1 protein-coding gene is annotated in these 22,742 nt (G+C 73.9%); it reads right to left on the bottom strand.

Going from position 1 to position 22,742, the window contains the following annotated elements:
• Nucleotides 1-38 precede the first annotated feature (38 nt).
• Entirely contained in the window at nucleotides 39-22,622 is a 22,584-nt protein-coding gene (locus tag ACZ4WQ_RS36185) for a type I polyketide synthase (protein ID WP_398374971.1), read from the bottom strand.
• Nucleotides 22,623-22,742: the final 120 nt, after the last annotated feature.

Genomic DNA, 22,742 nt, shown 5'->3' with positions numbered 1-22,742 from the left:
TGGGGAACCTCCGTTTGGCTGGAATCTGGGCGCCGGGGTCACCGGTCGTTCAGTCGGCCCAGTTCGTTGTCGATAAAGTCGAGAATCTGGTCGGCACTGGCCGATTCGAACGGGTCGGCGGGACCGGAGCCGTTGCTTTCCGCCTCGTTCTTGGTCACCTTCGCCAGCAGTTGCCGGAGCCGGAGGGCTACACCGGTCCGGGTGATCTCGTCGACGCCGCCGTCCGACAGTTCGGACAGACCGGCGTCCAGCCGGTCGAGGTCCGCCATCAGCGACGGTGCCGGATCAGGGGTGTCCGCGGGCACGAGTTCGCTCTCCAGATATCCGGCCAGCGCCGCCGGGACCGGATAGTCGAAGATCAGGGTGGGGGCCAGCCGCAACCCGGTGCGCAGGCTCAGCCCGTTGCGCAGTTCGACCGCGGTCAGCGAGTCGAAGCCCAGGTCGCTGAACCGATGGGCCGGGTCGATCTTGTCCGCGGACGCATATCCCAGGACGAGGGCCGCCTGTTCCTGTACGAGCCGGACCAGCTGCTCGCGGCGTTCCTCGGCGCGCAGGCCGAGCAGCCGGTCGCGCAGTGACTCGGAGGTCTCCGCGACGGTGGAGTGGGCCATCGGCCGAGCGCCCGTGCCGATCAGGCCGCGGAACACCGGCGGCGGGGTGCCCAGGGCGCGCAGCGCGGCCAGATTGAACGGTGCGGGGACGACGACCGGGTCGTGCAGCACGGTGGCCGCGTCGAACAGGGCCATCCCCTGCTCGGCGCTGATGGGCGGCAGCCCGGCGGCGCTCATCCGCTCCACATCGGCCTCACTCAGACCACGGGTCATCCCGCTCTCCTGCGCCCATGGCCCCCACACCAACGACTGCCCCACACGCCCCTCGGCCCGCCGGCACACCATCAGCGCGTCCAAAAACGCGTTCCCCGCCGCATAATTCGCCTGGCCCGGAGCGCCCATCGAACCCGCCACCGACGAGAACACCACGAACTCCGCCAAGTCCAGATCCCGCGTCAGCTCGTGCAGATGCCACGCCGCGTCCACCTTCGGCCGCAAAACGGTGCGCAACCGCTCGGGGGTCAGCGACTCCACCACGCCGTCGTCCAGCACACCCGCCGTGTGCACCACCGCCGTGAGCGGGTGCTCCGCCGGAATCGACGCCAGCACCCCCGCCACCGCATCACGGTCCGCCACATCGCAGGCCACGACCGACACCTCGGCACCCAGCGCCGACAACTCCGCCCGCAACTCCTCCGCGCCCGGAGCGGCCGCGCCCCGACGGCTCGTCAGTACCAGGTGCCGCGCCCCGCGGTCCTCCACCAGATGCCGCGCCAGCACACCGCCCAGACCACCCGTACCCCCGGTGATCAGCACCGTGCCTTCGGAGTCCCACTCCCGCGGCATGGTCAGCACGATCTTGCCCGTGTGCTTGGCCTGGCTCATGAACCGGAACGCGTCCCGCGCCCGCCGCACATCCCACGCCGCCACCGGCAACGGCCGCAGCACACCCGCCTCGAACAGCTCTTTCAGCTCGACCAGCATCCGCTGTGTCGTGTCGAGCGCCACGTCCGCCAGATCGAAGGGGAGGTAGCGGCCGTCCACCGCCTCCGCTTCACGGATATCGGTCTTGCCCATCTCCAGGAACCGCCCACCGGGGCGCAGCAACCGCGCGGAGGCGTCGATGAACTCACCCGCGAGCGAGTTGAGCACCACATCCACACCACGCCCGCCACTCACCTCCCGGAAACGCTCCTCGAACTCCGTCGTACGCGACGAAGCGATGTGGTCATCCGGGATGCCGAGCGAGCGCAGTGTGTCCCACTTGCCCTCACTCGCCGTCGCGAACACCTCAGCACCCAGATGCCGCGCAAGCTGAATCGCGGCCATACCCACACCACCGGCGCCCGCGTGCACCAACACCGACTCACCCGCCGCCAACCCCGCAAGGTCCACCAGGCCGTAGTACGCGGTCAGGAACACCAGCGGCACCGCCGCCGCATCCTCGAACGACCACGCGTCGGGGACCGTCACCACGGCACGCTGGTCCACGGCCACGAGGGGGCCGAAGGATCCGGGCACCAGGGCCATCACCCGGTCACCGACACGCAGCCCGGTCACCTCGGGACCGGTCTCCACGACCACACCGGCCGCCTCACCACCCAGCGGCCCGGCGTCCCCCGGGTACATGCCCAACGCGCTCAGCACATCGCGGAAGTTCAGCCCGGCAGCCCGGACCGACAACCGGATCTCACCGGACGCCAGCGGCCTGCCGGCCTCCGGCGCCGTCTGAAGAGTGAGGTTCTCCAGCCTGCCCCGCTCCCCGCTCTCCAGCCGCCACGCCCCACCGACCGGAGGGACCAGGCCCGCCCCCGTGGACACCCTGGCCAGCCGACCCGTGCGCACCACGCCGCCGCGCACCACGACCTGGGGCTCGCCCGAGGCGAGCGCCGCGGGCAGCGCCGACATGGAGGTCTCGTGCTGGTCGACATCGACGAGCAGGAACCGCCCCGGGTGCTCGGCCTGTGCCGACCGCACCAGCCCCCACACCGCGGCCCCGCCCAGATCCGCCACCGTCGCACCGTCGTCGGCCGCCACAGCACCCCGTGTGACGAAGAGCAGGCGCGCGTCGGCGAACCGCTCCTCGGCCAGCCACTCCTGGACCAGGCCCAGGACCCGCGCGGTCTCCTCGTGCACCGAGCGCACGACATCGCCGGAGTCGGCCGATCCGATGGCGACCGTCACCACGTCCGGCACCGTCGTCAGCGACGCCAGGCCCGGGGCGCCGGCGGGCAGCTCCACGGTGGTGGGTTCACCGCCGTCCACCGTGATGGCCCCGGCGGGCACCCAGTCGAGCCGGAACAGCATGTCTTCTTCGGCGCGTCGTCCACCCTCGGGCTGCTCGGCGGACAGCTGGCGCAGGGCGAGCGTCGTGGCGGACATCACCGCCGCGCCCGTCGGGTCGAAGGCCGTCAGCGACACGGATTCCGCGCCGACCCTGGTCAGCCGCACACGCAGCAGGGAGGCCCCCGCGGCGTGCAGGGTCACCCCGGTCCAGGAGAAGGGCAGCCGCCCTCGCTCCGACTCCCCGAGGTCTACAAACGCCACCGCGTGCAGGGCCGCGTCCAGCAGGGCCGGATGCACCCCGAACGAGGTGGCGTCGTCCACCTGCTCGGGGAGGGCGACCTCCGCGAAGACCTCGCCGTCGCGCCGCCAGACCGCTCGCAGCCCCTGGAACACCGGCCCGTAGCCGAAGCCACCGTCGGCCACGTGCTCGTAGAAGCCGTCCACCGGGACCGGGGTGGCGCCCTCGGGCGGCCATGCCCGCATCTCGCCCCCGGGGTTCGGCTGCCCGGGCGCCAGGACTCCCGTGGCGTGGTGGGTCCAGGGCCGGTCCACGGCGTCGGCCGGCCGGGAGTAGAGGTTCACGGTGCGGCGGCCCGACTCGTCCGGCCCACCGACCCATAGCTGGATGGCCGCCGTCCGACGGTCGGGTATGACCAGCGGCGAGGCCAGGGTGAGCTCCTCGACCAGGCCGCAGCCGACCTCGTCGCCGGCGCGGAAGGCCAGCTCCAGGAAGCCGGTGCCGGGGAAGAACACCGATCCGTCGATGACGTGATCGGCCAGCCACGGATGGGTCGCCGCCGAAAGGCGCCCGGTGAACAGCACGCCTTCGGCGTCGGCCCGTTCCACCGCCGCGCCCAGCAAGGGGTGCCCCGGGGCTCCGAGACCGGCGGCGGTCACGTCTCCCGTCCGGGCGGCGGGCGCCGGCCAGTACAGCTCTCGCTGGAAGGCGTAGGTGGGCAGGTCCACTCGCCGGGCTCCGGTGCCCGCGAAGAACGCCTCCCAGTCGACCTCGACCCCCTGGGCGTACAGCCGGGCCAGGGCAGTGGCCGCCGCCCGCTCCTCCTCCACGCCCTTCCGCAGCGCCGAGACAACCACCGTGGTGGCGGGCGACTGCTCGGACAGGCTCTCCTGAGCCATCGCCGACAGCACACCGTCCGGCCCCAGCTCCAGATACGCGCTCACCCCGCACCCGTCCAGCCAGCGCACCCCATCGGCGAACCGCACCGGCTCCCGCACATGCCGCACCCAGTACTCCGGCTCACACACCACTTCCTCCGCCAACTCGGGCTCACCGGTCAGGTTCGACACCAGCGGCACCGTCGGAGCCTGGAACGACAGGCCCCGGACCACCCGCCCGAACTCCGCCAACATCCCGTCCATCAAGGGCGAGTGAAACGCATGCGAGACCCGCAAACGCCTAGTCTTACGGCCTTCCTCCGCAAACCGGGCGGCCACGTCCAGCACGGCCGCCTCATCACCGGAGACCACCACCGATCGCGGCCCGTTGACCGCCGCGATCGACACTCCCTCGGTCAGCTGTGGGGTCACCTCGTCCTCGGTGGCCTGGAGGGACACCATCGCCCCGCCCGGCGGCAGCTCGCCCATCAGCCGGGCCCGCGCCGCCACCAGCGTGCACGCGTCCGCCAGCGAGAACACCCCGGCCACATGCGCCGCGGCGATCTCTCCGACCGAATGCCCCGCCACGTAATCCGGCCGCACACCCCACGACTCCACCAGCCGGAACAGCGCCACTTCCAGCGCGAACAGCGCGGGCTGCGTCCACCCCGTCTCATCCAGCGACTCCGCCTCGGCCGAACCGGCCTCGGCGAACATCACCTCACGCAACGGCCGTTCGAGGTGGCCGTCAAGATGCGCGAACACCTCATCCAGCGCCTCGGCGAACACCGGGAACGCCTCGTACAGCTCCCGGCCCATCCCCGCCCGCTGACTGCCCTGGCCGGAGAACAGGAACGCCACCACCCGGTCCTCCCGGGCCAACCCCCGCACCACATTCACATCCGGCTCGCCACACGCCACGGCCCGCAGGCCCTCGACCGCCCCCTCCCGGGCGCCCGCCAGCACCACACCGCGCCGCTCGAACCCCGACCGCGAGGTCGCCAGCGAGAACCCCAGATCCACCAGACCCGGACCGGGATCGGCCTCGACCCGGGACACCAGCCGGGACGCCTGCGCCCGCAGCGCCTCGTCCGACTTCCCCGACACCACCACCGGCACCACACCCGGCACCCGCACCGGGGCGGGAGACTGCGTCGGACCGTCCCCGGCCTCCCGCGGAGCCTGTTCCAGGATGGTGTGCGCGTTGGTGCCGCTGATCCCGAAGGAGGACACCGCGGCGCGGCGCGGCCGGCCGTTCGCCGTCCACTCCCGGACCTCGGTCAGCAAGCGGACCTCACCGGACGACCAGTCCACGTGCGACGAGGGCTCGTCGACATGCAGGGTGGGCGGCAGCGTGCCGTGCCGCATGGCCATCACCATCTTGATCACACCGGCCACGCCCGCCGCCGCCTGCGTGTGCCCGATGTTCGACTTCACCGATCCCAGCCACAGCGGGTGATCGGCGTCCCGGTCCCGGCCGTACGTCGCCAGCAGGGCTTCGGCTTCGATGGGATCGCCCAGCGTGGTGCCGGTACCGTGCCCTTCCACGACATCGACGTCGGTGGGCGAGAGACCGGCGTCGGCCAGAGCCTGCTTGATCACCCGCTGTTGGGACGGGCCGTTCGGCGCCGTGAGCCCGTTCGAGGCACCGTCCTGGTTCACCGCCGAGCCCCGCAACACGGCCAGCACCTCGTGGCCGTTGCGCCGCGCGTCCGACAGCCGCTCAAGCACCAGCATGCCGACACCCTCGGACCAGCCCACGCCATCGGCGCGATCGGAGAACGACTTGCATCGCCCGTCGGCCGCCAGGCCGCCCTGCGCGCTGAAGTCCACGAAGGGCCCCGGGGTGGCCATGACCGTCACTCCACCGGCCAGGGCCAGGGCGCACTCACCGGCGCGCAGCGCCTGGGCCGCCCAGTGCATGGCCACCAGCGACGAGGAGCAGGCTGTGTCGACCGTCACCGCCGGGCCCTCCAGACCGAGGGCGTAGGCGACCCGGCCCGACATCACGCTGCCCGCCGTGCCGGTCCCGATGAAGCTCATCGCCTCCTCCGGGAACTCCGCGCCGGTGCCGTAGTCGTGGTACATCACCCCGGCGAAGACACCGGTCCGGCTGGAGCGCAGCGTCAGCGGGTCGACGCCGGCCCGCTCGATCGCCTCCCACGAGGTCTCCAGCAGCAGCCGCTGCTGCGGATCCATCGCCAGCGCCTCGCGCGGCGAGATCCCGAAGAAGGCCGGGTCGAACTCCCCGGCTTCGTGCAGGAACCCGCCCTCACGCACATAGCTGGTGTTCCCGCGAGTGTCCCGGTCCGGGTTGTACAGCGCGTCCAGATCCCATCCCCGGGAGGTCGGGAATCCGGAGACACCGTCCCGTTCTCCGCTCACGAGCTGCCACAGGCTCTCCGGGGAGTCCACGCCGCCGGGGTAGCGGCAGGCCATGGACACGATCGCGATCGGGTCGTCGTCGACGGGCTTGTGGTGTGACTCCGGCGCGAGCGGGCCGCTGTCGGTGCCGACGAGTTCCGCCACCAGGTGCTCGGCCAGCGCCATCGGTGTGGGGTAGTCGAACACGAGGGTGGACGGCAGGCGCAGGCCGGTGGTGTGGGCCAGCTGGTTGCGCAGTTCCACCGCGGTCAGCGAGTCGAAGCCCAGTTCACGGAACTCGCGCCGGACTTCCACCGCGGCCGGCGACGCGTGCCCGAGGACCGCGGCCACCTCCGTGCTGACCAGGTCCACCACGGCGCGGATCCGGTCCGCCGGGCGCAGCTCCGTCAGCCGCCGGGTGAGCGTGGTCACCGCGGCCGGGTCGCTTCCGGCGGCGCGGCGGCGCGGCATCCGATCGGCGACCGCGCGCACCAGCCACGGCACCTCACGCCGGGCCCGCAGCGCGGCCACATCGACTCGGGCGGGCACCAGCAGCGCATGGCCCAGCGTGCGCGCGGTGTCGAACAGCGCCAGGCCCTGCTCGGCGGGCAGCGGCAGCATTCCGCCGCGGGCCATCCGTTTGACGTCCGCTTCGCCGAGCCCGCCGGTCATTCCCGCGCTCTGTTCCCAGGGGCCCCACGCCAGGGACGTCGCGGCGAGGCCGTGCGCTCGCCGGTATTGGGCCAGGCCGTCCAGGAAGCTGTTCGCGGCGGCGTAGTTGGCCTGCCCGGCGCCTCCGACGAGGCCGGTGACCGACGAGAACACCACGAACGCCGCGAGGTTCATGTCCCGGGTGAGGTCGTGCAGATGCCACGCCGCGTCCACCTTGGGCCGGAAGACGGTGTCCAGCCGGTCCGGTGTCAGCGATCCGATCACACCGTCGTCCAGGACACCCGCGGTGTGGATGACCGCGGTCAGCGGATGTCCCTCGGGGATGTCCGCGAGCAGTCCTGATACTGCGGCCCGGTTGGCCACGTCGCACGCGACGACCCTGACCTCGGCGCCGTGCGCGGTCAGTTCGGCGACCGTCTCGACGACTCCGTCGCTCTCGCCACCACGCCTGCTCGCCAGCAGCACATTCCGCACCCCGTGCTCGGCCACCAGGTGCCGTGCGAACAGGCGGCCCAGACCGCCCGTGCCACCGGTGATCAGGACCGTACCGGCCGGATCCCACGGGCGCGGCTCGGGCGCCCCGGTGGCCGGGCGGCCCAGCCGTCCGACCCGGACGGCGCCGTCGCGGATGACCGCCTGCGGCTCGCCCGAAGCGAGCGCGGCGGGGATCGCCGCGGCGGCGTTGGCGTTCTCGTCGAGGTCGATCAGCACGAACTGGTCAGGGTGCTCCGCCTGCGCGGACCGCACCAGCCCCCACACGGCGGCGGCGGCCGGGTCGAGGACGTCGTCCCCGTCGTCCGCCGCGACCGCGCCCCTGGTCACGAACGCCAGGCGGGACCGGGCCGACCGGTCGTCGGCCGACCAGTCCTGAACCAGCCGCAGCGCCCTGGAAGCGAGTGTCCGCGCCGAGGCGGCCACCGTGTCCGTGCCCGTCTCGCCGCCGGGGGCGTCGCCGCGGATCGGGACCACGATGACGGCCGGGGCGGAGGCGTCGTCGCCCAGCACCTCGTCCAGGGATCCCGCGTCCCGGTGGGCGGTGACCAGGGTCTGCGGTGTCGTCAGTGCCGCTTCCAGCGCGAACTCGTCCGCTCCGAGCACGGCCCACCGGACGTTCTCGGTGCCGGGTACGGACCCGGCGGCCGGCAGGGGGACCCATTCCAGCTGGAACAGCGACTCGTGGCGCCGTACGGAAGCGGCGGCCATGTGTTCCGTGGACACCGGCCGCAGGACGAGCGCGTCGACCGACACCACCGGGTCCCCGGCGGTGTCGAGCGCCATCAGGGACACCGCTTCCGGGCCGGCCTTGGTCAGCCGTACCCGCAGCGTGGACGCGCCACCGGCGTGCAGGGAGACCCCGCTCCAGGAGAACGGCAACCGGCCGGCCGCGCTCGCGTCCAGGTCCACGAACAGCGCCGCGTGCAGCGCGGCGTCCAGCAGCGCGGGGTGCACCCCGAAGGACTCGGCGTCGCCGACCTGTTCGTCCAGTGCGACCTCGGCGAAGATCTCGTCTCCGCGCCTCCACACCGCGCGCAGCCCCTGGAAGGCCGGCCCGTAGGCGAACCCGCCTTCCGCGAACCGCTCGTAGAACCCCTCCAGCCCGACCTCGGTCGCCCCCTCGGGTGGCCACACCGCGCCATCGGGCTCCGCCCGGTGCTCTCCCGCCGCGAGCACGCCCGTGGCGTGCCGCACCCAGGGACCCTCCGCGGCGTCGGCCGGGCGGGAGTACACGTTCAGGCTACGGCGTCCCGAGCCGTCCGGCTCGCCCGCCCACAGCTGCACTGTCACCGCGTCCCGTTCGGGCACCACCAAGGGTGTCGCGAGGGTGAGTTCCTCCACCGAACCGCAGCCGACCTGGTCACCGGCGCGGATCGCCAGCTCCAGGAAACCGGTGCCGGGGAACAGCACCACACCGCCGGCCGCGTGATCGGCCAGCCACGGGTGCGTGGCCACGGACAGCCGGCCGGTGAACAACATGCCGCCGCCATCGGCCAGCTCCACCGCCGCGCCCAGCAGGGGATGGCGCGCGGGCGCCAGTCCCAGCCCCGAGGCGTCCGTGGTACGGAGCGATGTCGCCGGCCAGTAGCGCCGGCGCTGGAAGGCGTAGGTGGGCAGCTCCACCCGTCGGGCGCCCGTTCCGGCGAACAGCGCCTGCCAGTCGACCCGTACGCCGGTGGCAAACAGCCGGGCCAGCGCGGTGAGCAGCGCCCTCTCCTCGTCCTGGTCCTTGCGCAGGGCCGGGGTCACGACGGTGTCGGGGGACGGCTCGGGCAGGGTGTCCTGGGCCATGCCGGAGAGCACACCGTCGGGGCCGACCTCCAGGAACGCGGTCACCCCGGCCTCGTTCATCGCGGCCACCCCGTCGGCGAACCGCACCGTCTCCCGCACATGCCGCACCCAGTACTCCGGCGCGCACACCAGCCCCGCCGACACCACCTCACCCGTCACGTTGGACACCAGCGGGATCCGCGGAGCCTCGGGGGACAGCCCCTCCACCACCCGCCGGAACCCGTCCAGCATCGGCTCCATCAGCGGCGAGTGAAAAGCGTGCGACACTCGCAGCCGCCTGGTCCTGCGTCCTTCCGCCGCGAAGTGGGCCGTGACCGCCGACACCGCCGTCTCGTCACCGGCGATCACCACCGAGCGCCGTCCGTTGACCGCGGCGATCGACACCCGGTCCGTCAGCCGGGGAACCACCTCGTCCTCGGTGGCCTGCAACGACACCATCGCCCCACCCGACGGCAACCCCTGCATCAGCCCCGCTCGCGCCGCCACCAGCGCACAGGCGTCCGCCGTCGAGAACACGCCCGCCACATGCGCCGCCGCGATCTCCCCGACCGAATGCCCCGCCACATAGTCGGGCCGCAGTCCCCAGGACTCCACCAGCCGGAACAGCGCCACCTCGACCGCGAACAGCGCGGGCTGCGTCCACCCCGTCTCGTCCAGCAGTGCCGCCTCGGCCGAACCCGGCTCCGCGAACAGCACCTCGCGCAAGGGCCGGTCCAGGTGCGGGTCCAGATGCGCGCACACCGCGTCCAGCGCGTCGGCGAACACCGGGAACCGCCCGTACAGCTCGCGCCCCATCCCGGCCCGCTGGCTGCCCTGTCCGGAGAACAGGAACGCCACCATGGGTTCGGGGTGGGCAGTGCCCTCGGCGACCTCCGTCGCGCCTTCCCCATCGGCCAGCAGCACCGCGCGGTGCTCGAACACCGACCGGCTCGTGGACAGCGAGAAGCCCACGTCCAGCGGCGCCGGACCGGGGTTCGCGGCCACGAACGACATGAGCTGGTCGATCTGGGCGCGCAGCGCGGGCTCGCTCTTGCCCGACACCGGCCACGGCACCGGGCCCGGAGCCGCGGGAGAGACCTCGGGCGCCTCGGGTGCCACGGGCGCCGGGCCCTGCTCGAGAATGATGTGGGCGTTGGTGCCGCTGATCCCGAACGACGAGACGCCAGCGCGCCGCGGCCGGCCGGCCTCCGGCCACGCGACGGGCTCGCTCAGCAGCTCGACCGCGCCGGCCGCCCAGTCCACATGCGACGACGGGGCGTCCACATGCAGCGTCGAGGGCAGCACTCCGTGCCGCATCGCCATGACCATCTTGATCACACCGGCCACCCCCGCGGCCGCCTGGGTGTGCCCGATGTTCGACTTCACCGACCCCAGCCACAGCGGCCGTTCCGGGGCGCGGCCTCGGCCATACGTGGCCAGCAGCGCCTGCGCCTCGATCGGATCACCGAGCCGGGTCCCCGTGCCGTGCGCCTCCACCGCGTCCACGTCCGGCGTGGACAGCCCCGCACTCGCCAGGGCCTGCCGGATCACCCGCTGCTGCGACGGACCGTTCGGCGCCGTCAGGCCGTTGGACGCGCCGTCCTGGTTGATCGCCGAGCCGCGCACCACCGCCAGCACCTGGTGGCCGTTGCGCCTGGCGTCCGACAGCCGCTCCACCACGAGCATGCCGACACCCTCGGACCAGCCCGTACCGTCCGCCGCGTCGGCGAACGCCTTGCACCGGCCATCCGGTGCCAGCCCGCCCTGGCGGCTGAACCCGGCGAATCCCACCGAGGTGGACATCACCGTCACCCCGCCCGCCAGCGCCAGCGTGCACTCCCCCGACCGCAGCGCCTGGGCCGCCAGGTGCAACGCCACCAGCGAGGAGGAACACGCGGTGTCCACCGTCATCGCCGGACCCTCAAGGGCCAGCGTGTACGACAGACGCCCGGACGCCACGCTCGCGGCGAGCCCGGTGCCGGCGTGCCCGGCCAGCTCCTCCCCGGCGTTCATGACCAGAGTCGAATAGTCCTGGCCGTTGGTGCCGACGAACACGCCGGTGCGGCTGGACCGGAGCGACGCGGGGTCGATCCCGGTGCGCTCGAACGCCTCCCACGAGGCCTCCAGCAGCAGCCGCTGCTGCGGATCCATCGCCAGCGCCTCACGCGGCGAGATCCCGAAGAAGCCCGCGTCGAACTCGGCCGCGTCATAGACGAACCCGCCCTCGCGGACGGCTCCGCCGCCCTTCCCGTCGGGATCGTCGGAGAGCATGCCGAGGTCCCAGCCGCGGTCGGTGGGGAACGGGGAGATCGCGTCACGGCCGTCGGCGACCAGGTCCCACAGCTGCTCGGGAGAGCGCACACCGCCGGGGAAGCGGCAGCTCATTCCGACGATGACGATCGGGTCGTCCATGAGCGGAGCGGTCGGCGAGGTGGGGAGAGCGGTCTCGGCCGGCGTACCCATGAGCTCGGTCAGCAGGAGCTGTGCCAGCGCCGCGGGCGTCGGGTGGTCGAACACCAACGTGGACGGCAGGCTCAGTCCGGTGGTCGCGGCGAGCTGGTTGCGCAGCTCGATCGCGGTCAGCGAGTCGAAGCCCAGGTCCTTGAACGCGCGGTCGGCGCCGATGGCCGCGGTCCGGGAGTGCCGCAGCACCCGGGCGACCTCCGCGCGCACCAGGTCGACCAGGAACCGCGACCGCTCGTCCTCCGGCAGCCCGGCCAGCCGCTCGGCGAGGCCCGTCCGGGACCGCTCCGCGCCACCGCCCGCGGCCGTACGGCGGCCGGGCCGCAGCAGTCCGCGCAGGATGGCGGGTACCCCGCCGGGCAGCCGCAGCGCGCCGTTTCCGACCCCGAGCGGCAGGACCAGTGCCTCGTCGCAGGCGGTGGCGGCGTCGAACAGCGCCAGCCCGCGCTCGACCGACAGCGGCGGCATGCCCGTCTCCCTGAGCCGGCGCAGTTCGTCCTCGCCCAGGGTGCTGGTCATGCCCGTGCCCTGGTCCCAGGCTCCCCAGGCGAGGGAGACCGCGGGCAGGCCGTGGGCGCGCCGGTGCTGCGCCAGGGCGTCCAAGAAGACGTTGCCCGCCGCGTAGTTGGCCTGGCCCGCGGTGCCCATCACACCGGACACCGAGGAGTAGCAGACGAACGCGGCCAGGTCGAGGTCGCGCGTGAGTTCGTGCAGATGCCATGCGGCGTCGACCTTCGGGCGCAGCACCGTGTCCAGCCGCTCGGGGGTCAGCGATCCGACGACTCCGTCGTCCAGTACGCCCGCGGTGTGCACCACCGCGGTGAGCGGGTGTGCGGCCGGGACGGCGGCGAGCAGTTCGGCCGTGGCGGCTCGTTCGGACAGGTCGCAGGCGGCCACGGTGACCTCGGCGCCGTGTGCGGCCAGCTCGTCCCGCAGCTCGACGGCGCCGGGCGCGGTGAGGCCGCGCCGACTGGCCAGCAGCAGGTGCCGGGCGCCTCGGCGGGTCACCAGATGCCGGGCCAGCTCGGCACCGAGTCCACCGGTGCCGCCGGTGATCAGTACGGTGCCCTCGGCGTCCCAGCGGCGGGGCGTGGTCAGTACGACCTTGCCGATGTGCCGGCCCTCGCTCAGGTACCGGAACGCCTCGCGGGCCCGGCGCACGTCCCAGGTGCGCACCGGAAGCGGCCGCAGAGATCCGTTGCCGAACAGCCGCACCAGCGCGACCAGTGTCCGCTGGATGTGCTCGGGGTCCGTCGACTCCAGGTCGAGCGGCTGGTGGCGCACCTCCGGCAGCGCCTGTGGGTCGCGGAGGTCGGCCCGGCCCAGCTCCAGGAACCGGCCGCCCGGTGCCAGCAGGCGCAGTGAGGCGTCGGCGAACTCCCCCGACAGGGAGTTGAGTACGACATCGACCCCGCCGCCGCCCGTGGTGTCGGCGAACCTCGGCGCGAACTCCGTGGTGCGCGAGGAGGCGAGGTGATCCTCCGCCACGCCCAGCGACCGCAGGGTGTCCCACTTGCTTTCGCTCGCGGTGGCGAACACGTCCGCGCCCAGGTGCCTGGCCAGTTGGATCGCCGCCATGCCGACGCCGCCCGCACCCGCGTGGATCAGTACCTTCTCCCCGGCGCGCAGACCGGCGAGGTCCACCAGGGCGTGGTACGCGGTCAGGAACGCCAGCGGCACCGAGGCGGCAGTCTGCCACGTCCAGTCGTCGGGTACGCGGGTGAGGAGCCGTTCGTCAGCCACCCCCACGGGGCCGAATCCGCCGGAGAGCAGGCCCATCACGGGGTCTCCCGGCCGGAGCCCGGTCACCTCGGGGCCGATCGCCTCGACCACGCCGGCGGCCTCGGACCCGAACGGCCCGGCTTCCCCGGGATGCGTGCCGAGCGCGTCGCGGACATCGCGGAAGCTCACCCCGGCGGCGCGTATCGCCACCCGCACCTCGCGGCCCGTCAGTGGCTCGAGCGCCGTGGGGCACGCGGCGAGCGTCAGCCCGTCCAGGCCGCCCTTCTCGCGGGTGTCCAGCCGCCACGGGGTACCGGTCGGCGGCACCAGGCGGTCGGCGGAGGCCAGCCGCGCCAGCCGCGCCACCCGTACCGTACCGGCGCGGACCACGGCCTGCGGCTCGTCGGCGTCCAGCAGGGCGGGGAGCGGGGGCAGCGCCGCGGCGGACCGGGCCGGGTCGTCCAGGTCCACCAGCAGGAAACGGCCGGGGTGTTCCGCCTGGGCGGACCGTACCAGGCCCCATACCGCCGCCGCGGCCAGGTCGGTGACCTCCTGGTCGTCCTCGTCGGCGACCGCTCCCCGGGTGAGGAACAGCAGGCGTGATCCGGCGAGCCGGCCCTCGGCGAGCCAGTCCTGCACCAGCCGCAGGGCGCGGTGGGTCAGTTCGCGCACGGCCGCGGGGCCGCCGTCCGGGCCGCCCGCGATCTCGACGGCCACCACCCGTGGCGGCGTGGTGTCCTCGGGGCCGGCCGATCCCGCCGATACGCCCGGTTCGGCCAGTTCTGCCAGTTCTGCCAGTTCAGCCAGTTCTGCCAGTTCAGCCAGTTCGGCGAGCGAGGACACCGTACGGACCGTGGTCCGGCCGCCGGATTCCAGTGCCGCGGCCAGATCCCACTCGTCGGATCCCAGCAGTGCCCACGGGGCGCTCTGCGCCGCCGTGTCCAGCCGCTGGGGGACCCACGCGACCCGGAAGAGCGAGTCCTCCACCTCGCGGCGTCCCGCGCCCTCCGCGGGCTGGGCCGAGGCCGGGCGCAGCGTCAGCGAGGACACCGAGATCACCGGATCGCCCTGCACGTCGACCGCGGTGAGCGCGACCGTGTCCTGGCCGCTCCCGGTGATTCTGACGCGCAGCGTCGCGGCCCCCGAGGCGTGCAGGGACACCCCGCTCCAGGCGTACGGCAGCAGGTTCCGGTCGCCGTCGCCGCCGGTGAACCGGGTCGCGTGCAGTGCCGCGTCGAGCAGCGCCGGGTGCACACCGAAGGTTTCCGCGTCCCGTACGTCCTCGGGCAGGGCGACTTCGGCGAAGACCCCGGCGTCGCGCCGCCACACCGCCCGCAGTCCGCGGAAGACCGGTCCGTAGGCCGGCCCTGCCTCTTCAGGGGCGTCGTACAGGCCGTCCAGGTCCATCGGGGTCGCGCCGTGCGGCGGCCAGGCCGTCGTGTCGAAGTCGGCCTCCTCGGCAGGCTCCGCGGCCTCGGTGAGGACTCCCTCGGCGTGCAGGGTCCACTCCTGCCCGGGGCCGTCGGCGGGGCGCGAGTGGAACCGCAGTCGCCGGTGTCCGAGGTCGTCCCGGCTCCCCACCCACAGCTGCACCCGCACCGCGCCCCGCTCGGGCAGCACCAGGGGGCTGGTCAGGGTGAGCTCCTCGACCCGATCGCACCCGGCCTGGTCGGCGGCGCGGATCACCAGTTCCAGGAAGCCGGTGCCGGGGAAGGACACCTGCCCGCCCACCAGGTGGTCGGCCAGCCAGGGGTGGGTGGTCAGGGACAGCGTGCCGGTCAGTACGAGTTCGTCGGAGCCCGCCACCGTCATGGCCGCGCCCAGCAGCGGGTGTTCGGTCGGCTCCAGTCCGGCGCCGGTCAGGTCTGCGGCGCGCGCCGAGGGCGAGGGCCAGAACGTCTCGTGCTGGAACGCGTACGTGGGAAGGGGCACCCGGCGGGCTCCGGCTCCGGTCGCGGCTCCGGCGAAGAAGGCCGGCCAGTCGACGCGGACGCCCGTCACATGCAGCCGCGCCAGCGCCGCGACCACCGCGAACCGCTCGTCCCCCGCCCTGCCCAGCACCGGCACCACGGCGGTGCCGTCCGGCACCGACTCGTGGGCCATGGCCGACAGCACACCGTCCGGGCCCAGTTCGACCAGGGCGGTGGCCCCCGCCCGGGCCAGCGTGCCGACGCCGTCGGCGAACCGCACGGTCTCCCGGACGTGGCGCACCCAGTACTCGGGAGCGGTCAGCTCCCCGGCCTCGGCGAGGCCGCCGGTCAGATTGGACACCACGGGGATGGCCGGGTCCTGGAACGACAGGCCCGCCACGACCCGGTGGAAGTCCGTGAGCACCGGGTCCATCAGCGGGGAGTGGAAGGCGTGGCTGACCGCGAGCCGCTTGGTCTTGCGGCCTTCCCTCCCGAACCGGCCCGCCAGCTCGAGCACCGCGGCCTCGTCGCCCGAGACCACCACCGAGCGCGGCCCGTTCACGGCCGCGATCGACACCCGCTCCCCGAGATACGGGGTCACCTCGTCCTCGGTGGCCTGCAATGACACCATCGCGCCGCCCGGCGGCAGCTCGCCCATCAGCCGCGCCCGCGCCGCCACCAGCGTGCACGCGTCCGCCAGCGAGAACACCCCGGCCACATGCGCCGCGGCGATCTCTCCGACCGAATGTCCCGCCACGTAATCCGGCCGCACACCCCACGACTCCACCAGCCGGAACAGCGCCACTTCCAGCGCGAACAGCGCGGGCTGCGTCCACCCCGTCTCATCCAGCGACTCCGCCTCGGCCGAACCGGCCTCGGCGAACATCACCTCACGCAACGGCCGTTCGAGGTGCAGATCGAGATGCGCGAACACCTCATCCAGCGCCTCGGCGAACACCGGGAACGCCTCGTACAGCTCCCGGCCCATCCCCGCCCGCTGACTGCCCTGCCCCGAGAACAGCACCCCGAGCCCGCCGCCTGGCCCGGCGACACCGCTCGCGACGAGCTCCGCCTCGCCCCGGCCGTCGGCCAGCAGCACCGCCCGGTGCTCGAACACCGAGCGGCCCGTCGCCAGGGAGTGGCCCACATCCACCGGCGCCAGGTCCGGATGTTCCTGGGCCCACTGCCGCAGGCGGTCCAGCTGGGCGGACAGCGCCTCCTCGGTCTTGGCCGAGACCGGCCACGGCACCACGCCGGGGGGTGTGGGCGAGGGGTCGGGGAGCGCGGCGTCCGGGCCCTGTTCGAGGATGACGTGGGCGTTGGTACCGCTGATCCCGAACGACGAGACGCCGGCCCGGCGCGGCCGGTCCGCCCGCGGCCACTCGACCGGCTCGGTCAGCAGCTCCACCGCGCCGGCGGACCAGTCCACGTGCGAGGAGGGCCGGTCGATGTGCAGCGTGCGCGGCAGCACTCCGTGCCGCATGGCCATCACCGTCTTGATCACCCCGGCCACGCCCGCCGCCGCCTGGGTGTGGCCGAGGTTGGACTTCACCGACCCGAGCCACAGCGGCCGTTCGCGGTCCTGGCCGTAGGTGGCGAGCAGCGCCTGGGCCTCGATCGGGTCGCCCAGCGTCGTGCCGGTGCCGTGTGCCTCCACCGCGTCCACGTCCGAGGGGGACAGGCCGGCGTCGGCGAGGGCCTGCCGGATCACGCGCTGCTGCGACGGGCCGTTCGGCGCCGTGAGGCCGTTCGACGCGCCGTCCTGGTTCACCGCCGAGCCCCGCACCACCGCCAGCACCTCGTGGCCGTTGCGCCGGGCGTCCGACAGCCGCTCCACCACCAACAGGGCCACGCCCTCGGACCAGCCCGTGCCGTCGGCCGCGTCGGCGAACGCCTTGCACCGGCCGTCCGGGGCCAGCCCGTTCTGCCCGCTGAAGCCCACGAACCCGCCCGGGGTGGACATCACCGTCACACCGCCCGCCAAGGCGAGGGAACACTCTCCGGAGCGCAGGGCCCCGGCCGCCAGGTGCAGCGCCACCAGGGAGGCCGAGCAGGCGGTGTCGACCGTCAGCGCGGGGCCTTCGAGGCCGAGGGTGTAGGAGAGGCGGCCGGAGGCCACACTGGCGGCGATGCCGGTGCCGGTGTGACCGGAGGTGTCGGAGTTCGAGGCCCGCACCAGATCCGAGTAGTCCTGGCCGTTGGTGCCCACGAACACCCCGGTCCGGCTGGACCGGACCGACGCAGGGTCGATCCCGGCGCGCTCGAACGCCTCCCACGCGGTCTCCAGCAGCAGCCGCTGCTGGGGGTCCATCGCCATCGCCTCGCGCGGCGAGATCCCGAAGAAGTCGGCGTCGAACCCGGCCGCGTCACGCAGGAACCCTCCCCTGCCGGTGTCGCTGCTTCCGGGGCCGTCGCCGGTGAGGGCTGCGAGGTCCCAGCCGCGGTCGGCGGGAAAGTCCGAGATGGCGTCCCGGCCCGCGGCCACCAGCCGCCACAGATCCTCCGGGGAGGATATGCCGCCCGGGAAGCGGCAGCTCATCCCGACGATCGCGATCGGGTCGTCGGCCGTGCCGACGGCGACCGGCGCGGGGGCCGGCACCTCGTCGTGCCGCCCCGCCACCTCGGCCAGCAGGAACTCCGCGAGCACCGTGGGGGTGGGGTGGTCGAACACCAGCGTGGCGGGCAGGCTCAGCCCGGTCGTGGCGGCGAGCTGGTTGCGCAGCTCGACGGCGGTCAGCGAGTCGAAGCCCAGGTCCTTGAACGCCCGGTCGGCCTCGATCGCGTCCGCTCCGGAGTACCGCAGCACCGCGGCCACTTCGGTGCGGACCAGGTCCAGCAGGGCGGTGGGGCGCTCCGACTCCGGCAGGCCCGCCAGCCGTTCGAGGAGCGCGGGGGCCGATCGCTCGGCCCGCGGGCGGCCGATGGCTCCGGCGTCGGCGAGCTCGCGGTAGCCCGGCAGGTCGGACAGGACGGGGCTCGGCCGGACGCCGCCGAACACCCGGAGGAACTCGGGCCGCCGGATGTCGGCGACGACGAGCAGCGGGTCGCGCTCTGCGACGGCGCCGCGCAGCGCGGAGATCGCCTGACCGGGCTCCAGCGCGAACGTGCCGGTGCGCCGGGAGAGCGCCGCGTCGCGGCCTTCGCCCGCCATGCCGCCGCCGGCCCAGGCGCCCCAGGCGATGGACGTCGCGGCGAGGCCCCGGGCCCTGCGGCGCTCGGCTATCGCGTCCAGCACGGCGTTGGCGGCCGCGTAGTTGGCCTGGCCCGGGTTGCCCAGCGCGCCCGCGGCCGACGAGAACAGCACGAACGCCGAGAGATCCAGCTCGCGGGTCAGCTCGTCCAGGACCAGCGCGGACGCCACCTTGGAGCGGAACACCGCTTCGAAGCGCTCGGGTGACAGCCCTTCCAGCACTCCGTCGTCCAGCACCCCCGCCGCGTGCACGACACCCGTCAACGGGCAGTCGGCGGGGATGGCGGCCAGCATGGCGGCCACCTGGTCCCGGTCGGCCACGTCACACGCCACGATGGACACCCGGACGCCCGATTCGACCAGCTCGTCGCGGAGTTCGGCCGTCCCCGGCGCCTGGTCGCCGCTGCGGCTGGCCAGCACCACATGGGCGGCCCCGCCGCGCGCCAGCCACCGGGCGACATGGCCGCCCAGAGCACCCGTGCCGCCGGTGATCACCACCGTGCCCGACGGCCGCCACCCCGCGCCCGGCTCGGCCGGGGCCGCGACCAGCCGCCGGCCGTACACCCCGGACGCGCGCACCGCGACCTGGTCCTCCCCGCCGAGACCGGCCAGCACCGCGGTGAACCGGGCTGCGGCCCGCCCGTCCACCACCTCGGGCAGATCCACCAACCCGCCCCACCGGCCGGGAAACTCCAGCGCCGCCACCCGTCCCAGGCCCCACACCGCGGCCTGTGCCACGCCTCGCACCGACTCCGAGCGGCCTACCGCGACCGCTCCCCGGGTCACTGCCCACACCGGCGCGTCGACGCCCGCGTCGCCCAGCGCCTGGAGCAGCGCGGTGGTCAGCAGCACACCGGCGGGTACGGCCGGGCATCGCGCCTCGGCGGGCTCCTCAAGCGCCAGCAACGACACCACGCCCGCGACGGGCCCCGTCGCCACGGCCTCCCGCAGCCGCCCGGCCAGCGCGGCCCGGTCGGTGTCGCCGACCTCCAGCGGCACCGTCGTCACGCCCAGCGCGGCGACCACCGAGGACACCCACGGGTCCGCCGCCCGGCTCCGCGGAACCACCACGAGCCAGCTGCCCAGGAGCGGTCCGTGGTCCGTGCCGGTCAGCGGCTTCCAGGTGACGCGGTGCCGCAGGCCGTCCACGGCCGTCCGCTCGCGCCGTTGCCGCCGCCACGAGGACAGCGCCGGGACCACGGGCTCCAGCACCGCGCCCTCGATGTCCAGGCTCGACGCCAGCGAGCCGAGGTCCTCCCGCTCCACCGCGGCCCAGAACTCGGCGTCCACCGGGTCCGCCGCAGCGGTCGGCTCCGCCGTGGGGGCCTCGGGCCAGAATCGCTCGCGCTGGAAGGCGTACGTGGGCAGATCGACGGGTCGGGCCCCGGTGCCCGCGAAGAACGCGGCCCAGTCCCAGCCCACCCCGGCGAGGTGCGACCGGGTCAGTGCCTCGATGAGCGCGGCCTCCTCGCCGCGGTCGCCGCGCAGGACCGGGACCGCGACGGCGGCCCGCGGCGCCGACTCCAGGGCCAGGGCGGTCAGTGCGCCGTCGGGGCCGACTTCCAGGAAGGAGGTCACTCCCGCGGCGCTCATCGCGGCGACGCCGTCGGCGAACCGCACCGCCTCGCGCACATGCCGCACCCAGTACTCGGGGGAACACACCAGGTCGGCCGTGGCCACTTCGCCGGTCACCAGGGAGACGAGCGGGATCAGCGGGGCCCGGTACGAGAGAGCGCGCGCCACCTCGCCGAACTCCGCCAGCATCGGGTCCATCAGCGGCGAGTGGAAGGCGTGCGACACCCGCAGCCGCCTGGTCTTGCGCCCGTCCCGCTCGAAGCGGGCCGCCACCTCCAGTACGGCCGTCTCGTCGCCCGCGACGACCACCGCGCCGGGCCCGTTGACCGCCGCGATCGACACCTCATCGCCCAGGTGCGGCGTCACCTCCGCCACGGTGGCCCGCAGTGAGACCATCGCCCCGCCCTGCGGCAGCTCGCCCATCAGCCGGGCCCGCGCCGCCACCAGCGTGCACGCGTCCGCCAGCGAGAACACTCCGGCCACATGCGCAGCGGCGATCTCCCCGACCGAGTGCCCGGCCAGCTGGTCGGGGAGCAGCCCCCACGACTCCAGCAGCCGGAACAGCGCCACCTCGACCGCGAACAGCGCCGGCTGAGCCCACTCCGTCCGTTCGAGCAACCCGGCCTCGGCAGAGCCCTCCTCGGCGAACATCACGTCGCGCAGGGGCCGTTCGAGGTGTCCGTCCAGATGCGCACACGCCTCGTCCAGGGCCTCGGTGAAGCCCGGGTACCGCCCGTACAGCTCGCGGCCCATCCCGGCCCGCTGGCTGCCCTGCCCCGAGAACAGCACCGCCAGTCCGCCGTCCGCCCGCACCGAGCCGCGCAGTGCCGCCGCCGGGCGCTCATCCGCGAGCCAGGCGGACAGCGCGGCGCGCAGCCCCGGGGCGTCGTGCGCCAGCACCGCCAGCCGATGCTCGAAGCCCGGCCGGGTGGTCGCCAGGGACATCGCCACGTCCTGCGCGCCTGCCGCCGGGGCGCGTTCGAGATGGGACAGCAGCCGGGCGGCCTGGGCCCGCAGGGCGGGCTCGGTCCTGCCGGACAGCAGCCACGGCACCACGGCGGGCGGCGCGGCCGAAGCGCCCGGGGCAGCCGCGTCCCCGCCTTCCGCGTCCTCTCTTTCCGTGTCCTCGGGCGGCGCCTGCTCCAGGATGGTGTGCGCGTTGGTTCCGCTGACGCCGAACGAGGAGACCCCGGCGCGGCGCGGGCGGTCGCTGTCCGGCCAGGCCACGGCCTCGGTCAGCAGCTCCACCGCACCTGCCGACCAGTTGACGTGCGAGGACGGCGCGTCCACGTGGAGGGACGAGGGGAGCAGACCGTGGCGCATCGCCATGACCATCTTGATCACACCGGCCATGCCCGCGGCGGCCTGCGTGTGGCCGATGTTCGACTTCACCGACCCCAGCCACAGCGGCCGTTCGCGGTCCTGCCCATACGTGGCGAGCAGCGCCTGGGCCTCGATCGGGTCGCCCAGTGTCGTACCGGTGCCGTGCGCCTCCACCGCGTCCACGTCCGCCGCGGACAGCCCCGCGCTCTCCAACGCCTGACGGATCACCCGCTGCTGCGACGGGCCGTTCGGTGCGGTGAAGCCGTTGGACGCGCCGTCCTGGTTGACGGCCGAACCGCGGACGAGGGCGAGCACCCGGTGTCCGTTGCGGCGCGCGTCCGTCAGCCGCTCCACGACCAGCACGCCGACGCCCTCGGCCCACCCGGTGCCGTCGGCCGACTCGGCGAACGCCTTGCAGCGGCCGTCCGGGGCGAGCCCGCCCTGGCGGCTGAACTCGATGAAGGCCCCCGGTGTCGACATCGCCGTGACACCGCCGACCAGCGCCAGCGAACACTCTCCGGTGCGCAGCGCCTGGGCGGCGAAGTGCAGTGCCACCAGCGACGAGGAGCAGGCGGTGTCCACGGTGACGGCGGGGCCTTCGAGGCCCAGGGTGTAGGAGAGCCGTCCGGAGGCGGCGCCGGCGCCCATGCCGGTGCCGACGTTGCCTTCCAGATCGGTCAGGGAGTTCACGGTCAGATACGAGTAGTCCTGGCCGCTCATGCCGACGAAGACCCCGGTGCGGGAGCCCCTCAGCCGGGTCGGGTCGATCCCGGCCCGCTCCACCGCCTCCCAGGAGGTCTCCAGCAGCAGCCGCTGCTGCGGGTCCATGGACAGCGCTTCGCGCGGCGAGATCCCGAAGAAGCCGGGGTCGAAGTCGGCGATGCCGTCGAGGAATCCGCCTTCCCGGGTGACGCTGGAGCCCGGACGGCCGTCATCCGCGGCCAGGGCGTCCAGGTCCCAGCCGCGGTCGGCGGGAAACCCGGAGACCGCGTCGCGGCCGGCGGCGACGAGTTCCCACAGATCCTCCGGTGAGCGCACCCCGCCCGGGAACCGGCAGCTCATCGCCACGATCGCGATCGGCTCCGTCGCGGCGGCGACCAGAGTCTGGTTCTGCCGACGCAGCCGTTCCGTCTCCTTCATGGAGGCCCGGAGCGCTTCGACGACCTTCTCGCTGGGCGTAGCCATGGCCAACTCCGTAATTCGAGCGGATCAGTGGACAGCGTCTGCGTGCGCCGTGTACGCGGGTTCCGGAGCACCGCCCCGCCGATCGGGGTCCATAACTGGAAAGTGAAATCCACGGCCCAC

It is taken from the genome of Streptomyces sp. NPDC028305, assembly GCF_055569495.1.
Note: the sequence above shows the minus strand (reverse complement) of the source record. Positions and strands in the feature narration are given on the sequence as shown.

Bases quoted from the DNA above. Each gene is read 5' to 3' on its own strand.
- ACZ4WQ_RS36185 (WP_398374971.1), bottom strand. From the start codon at position 22,622: ATGGCTACGCCCAGCGAGAAGGTCGTCGAAGCGCTCCGGGCCTCCATG.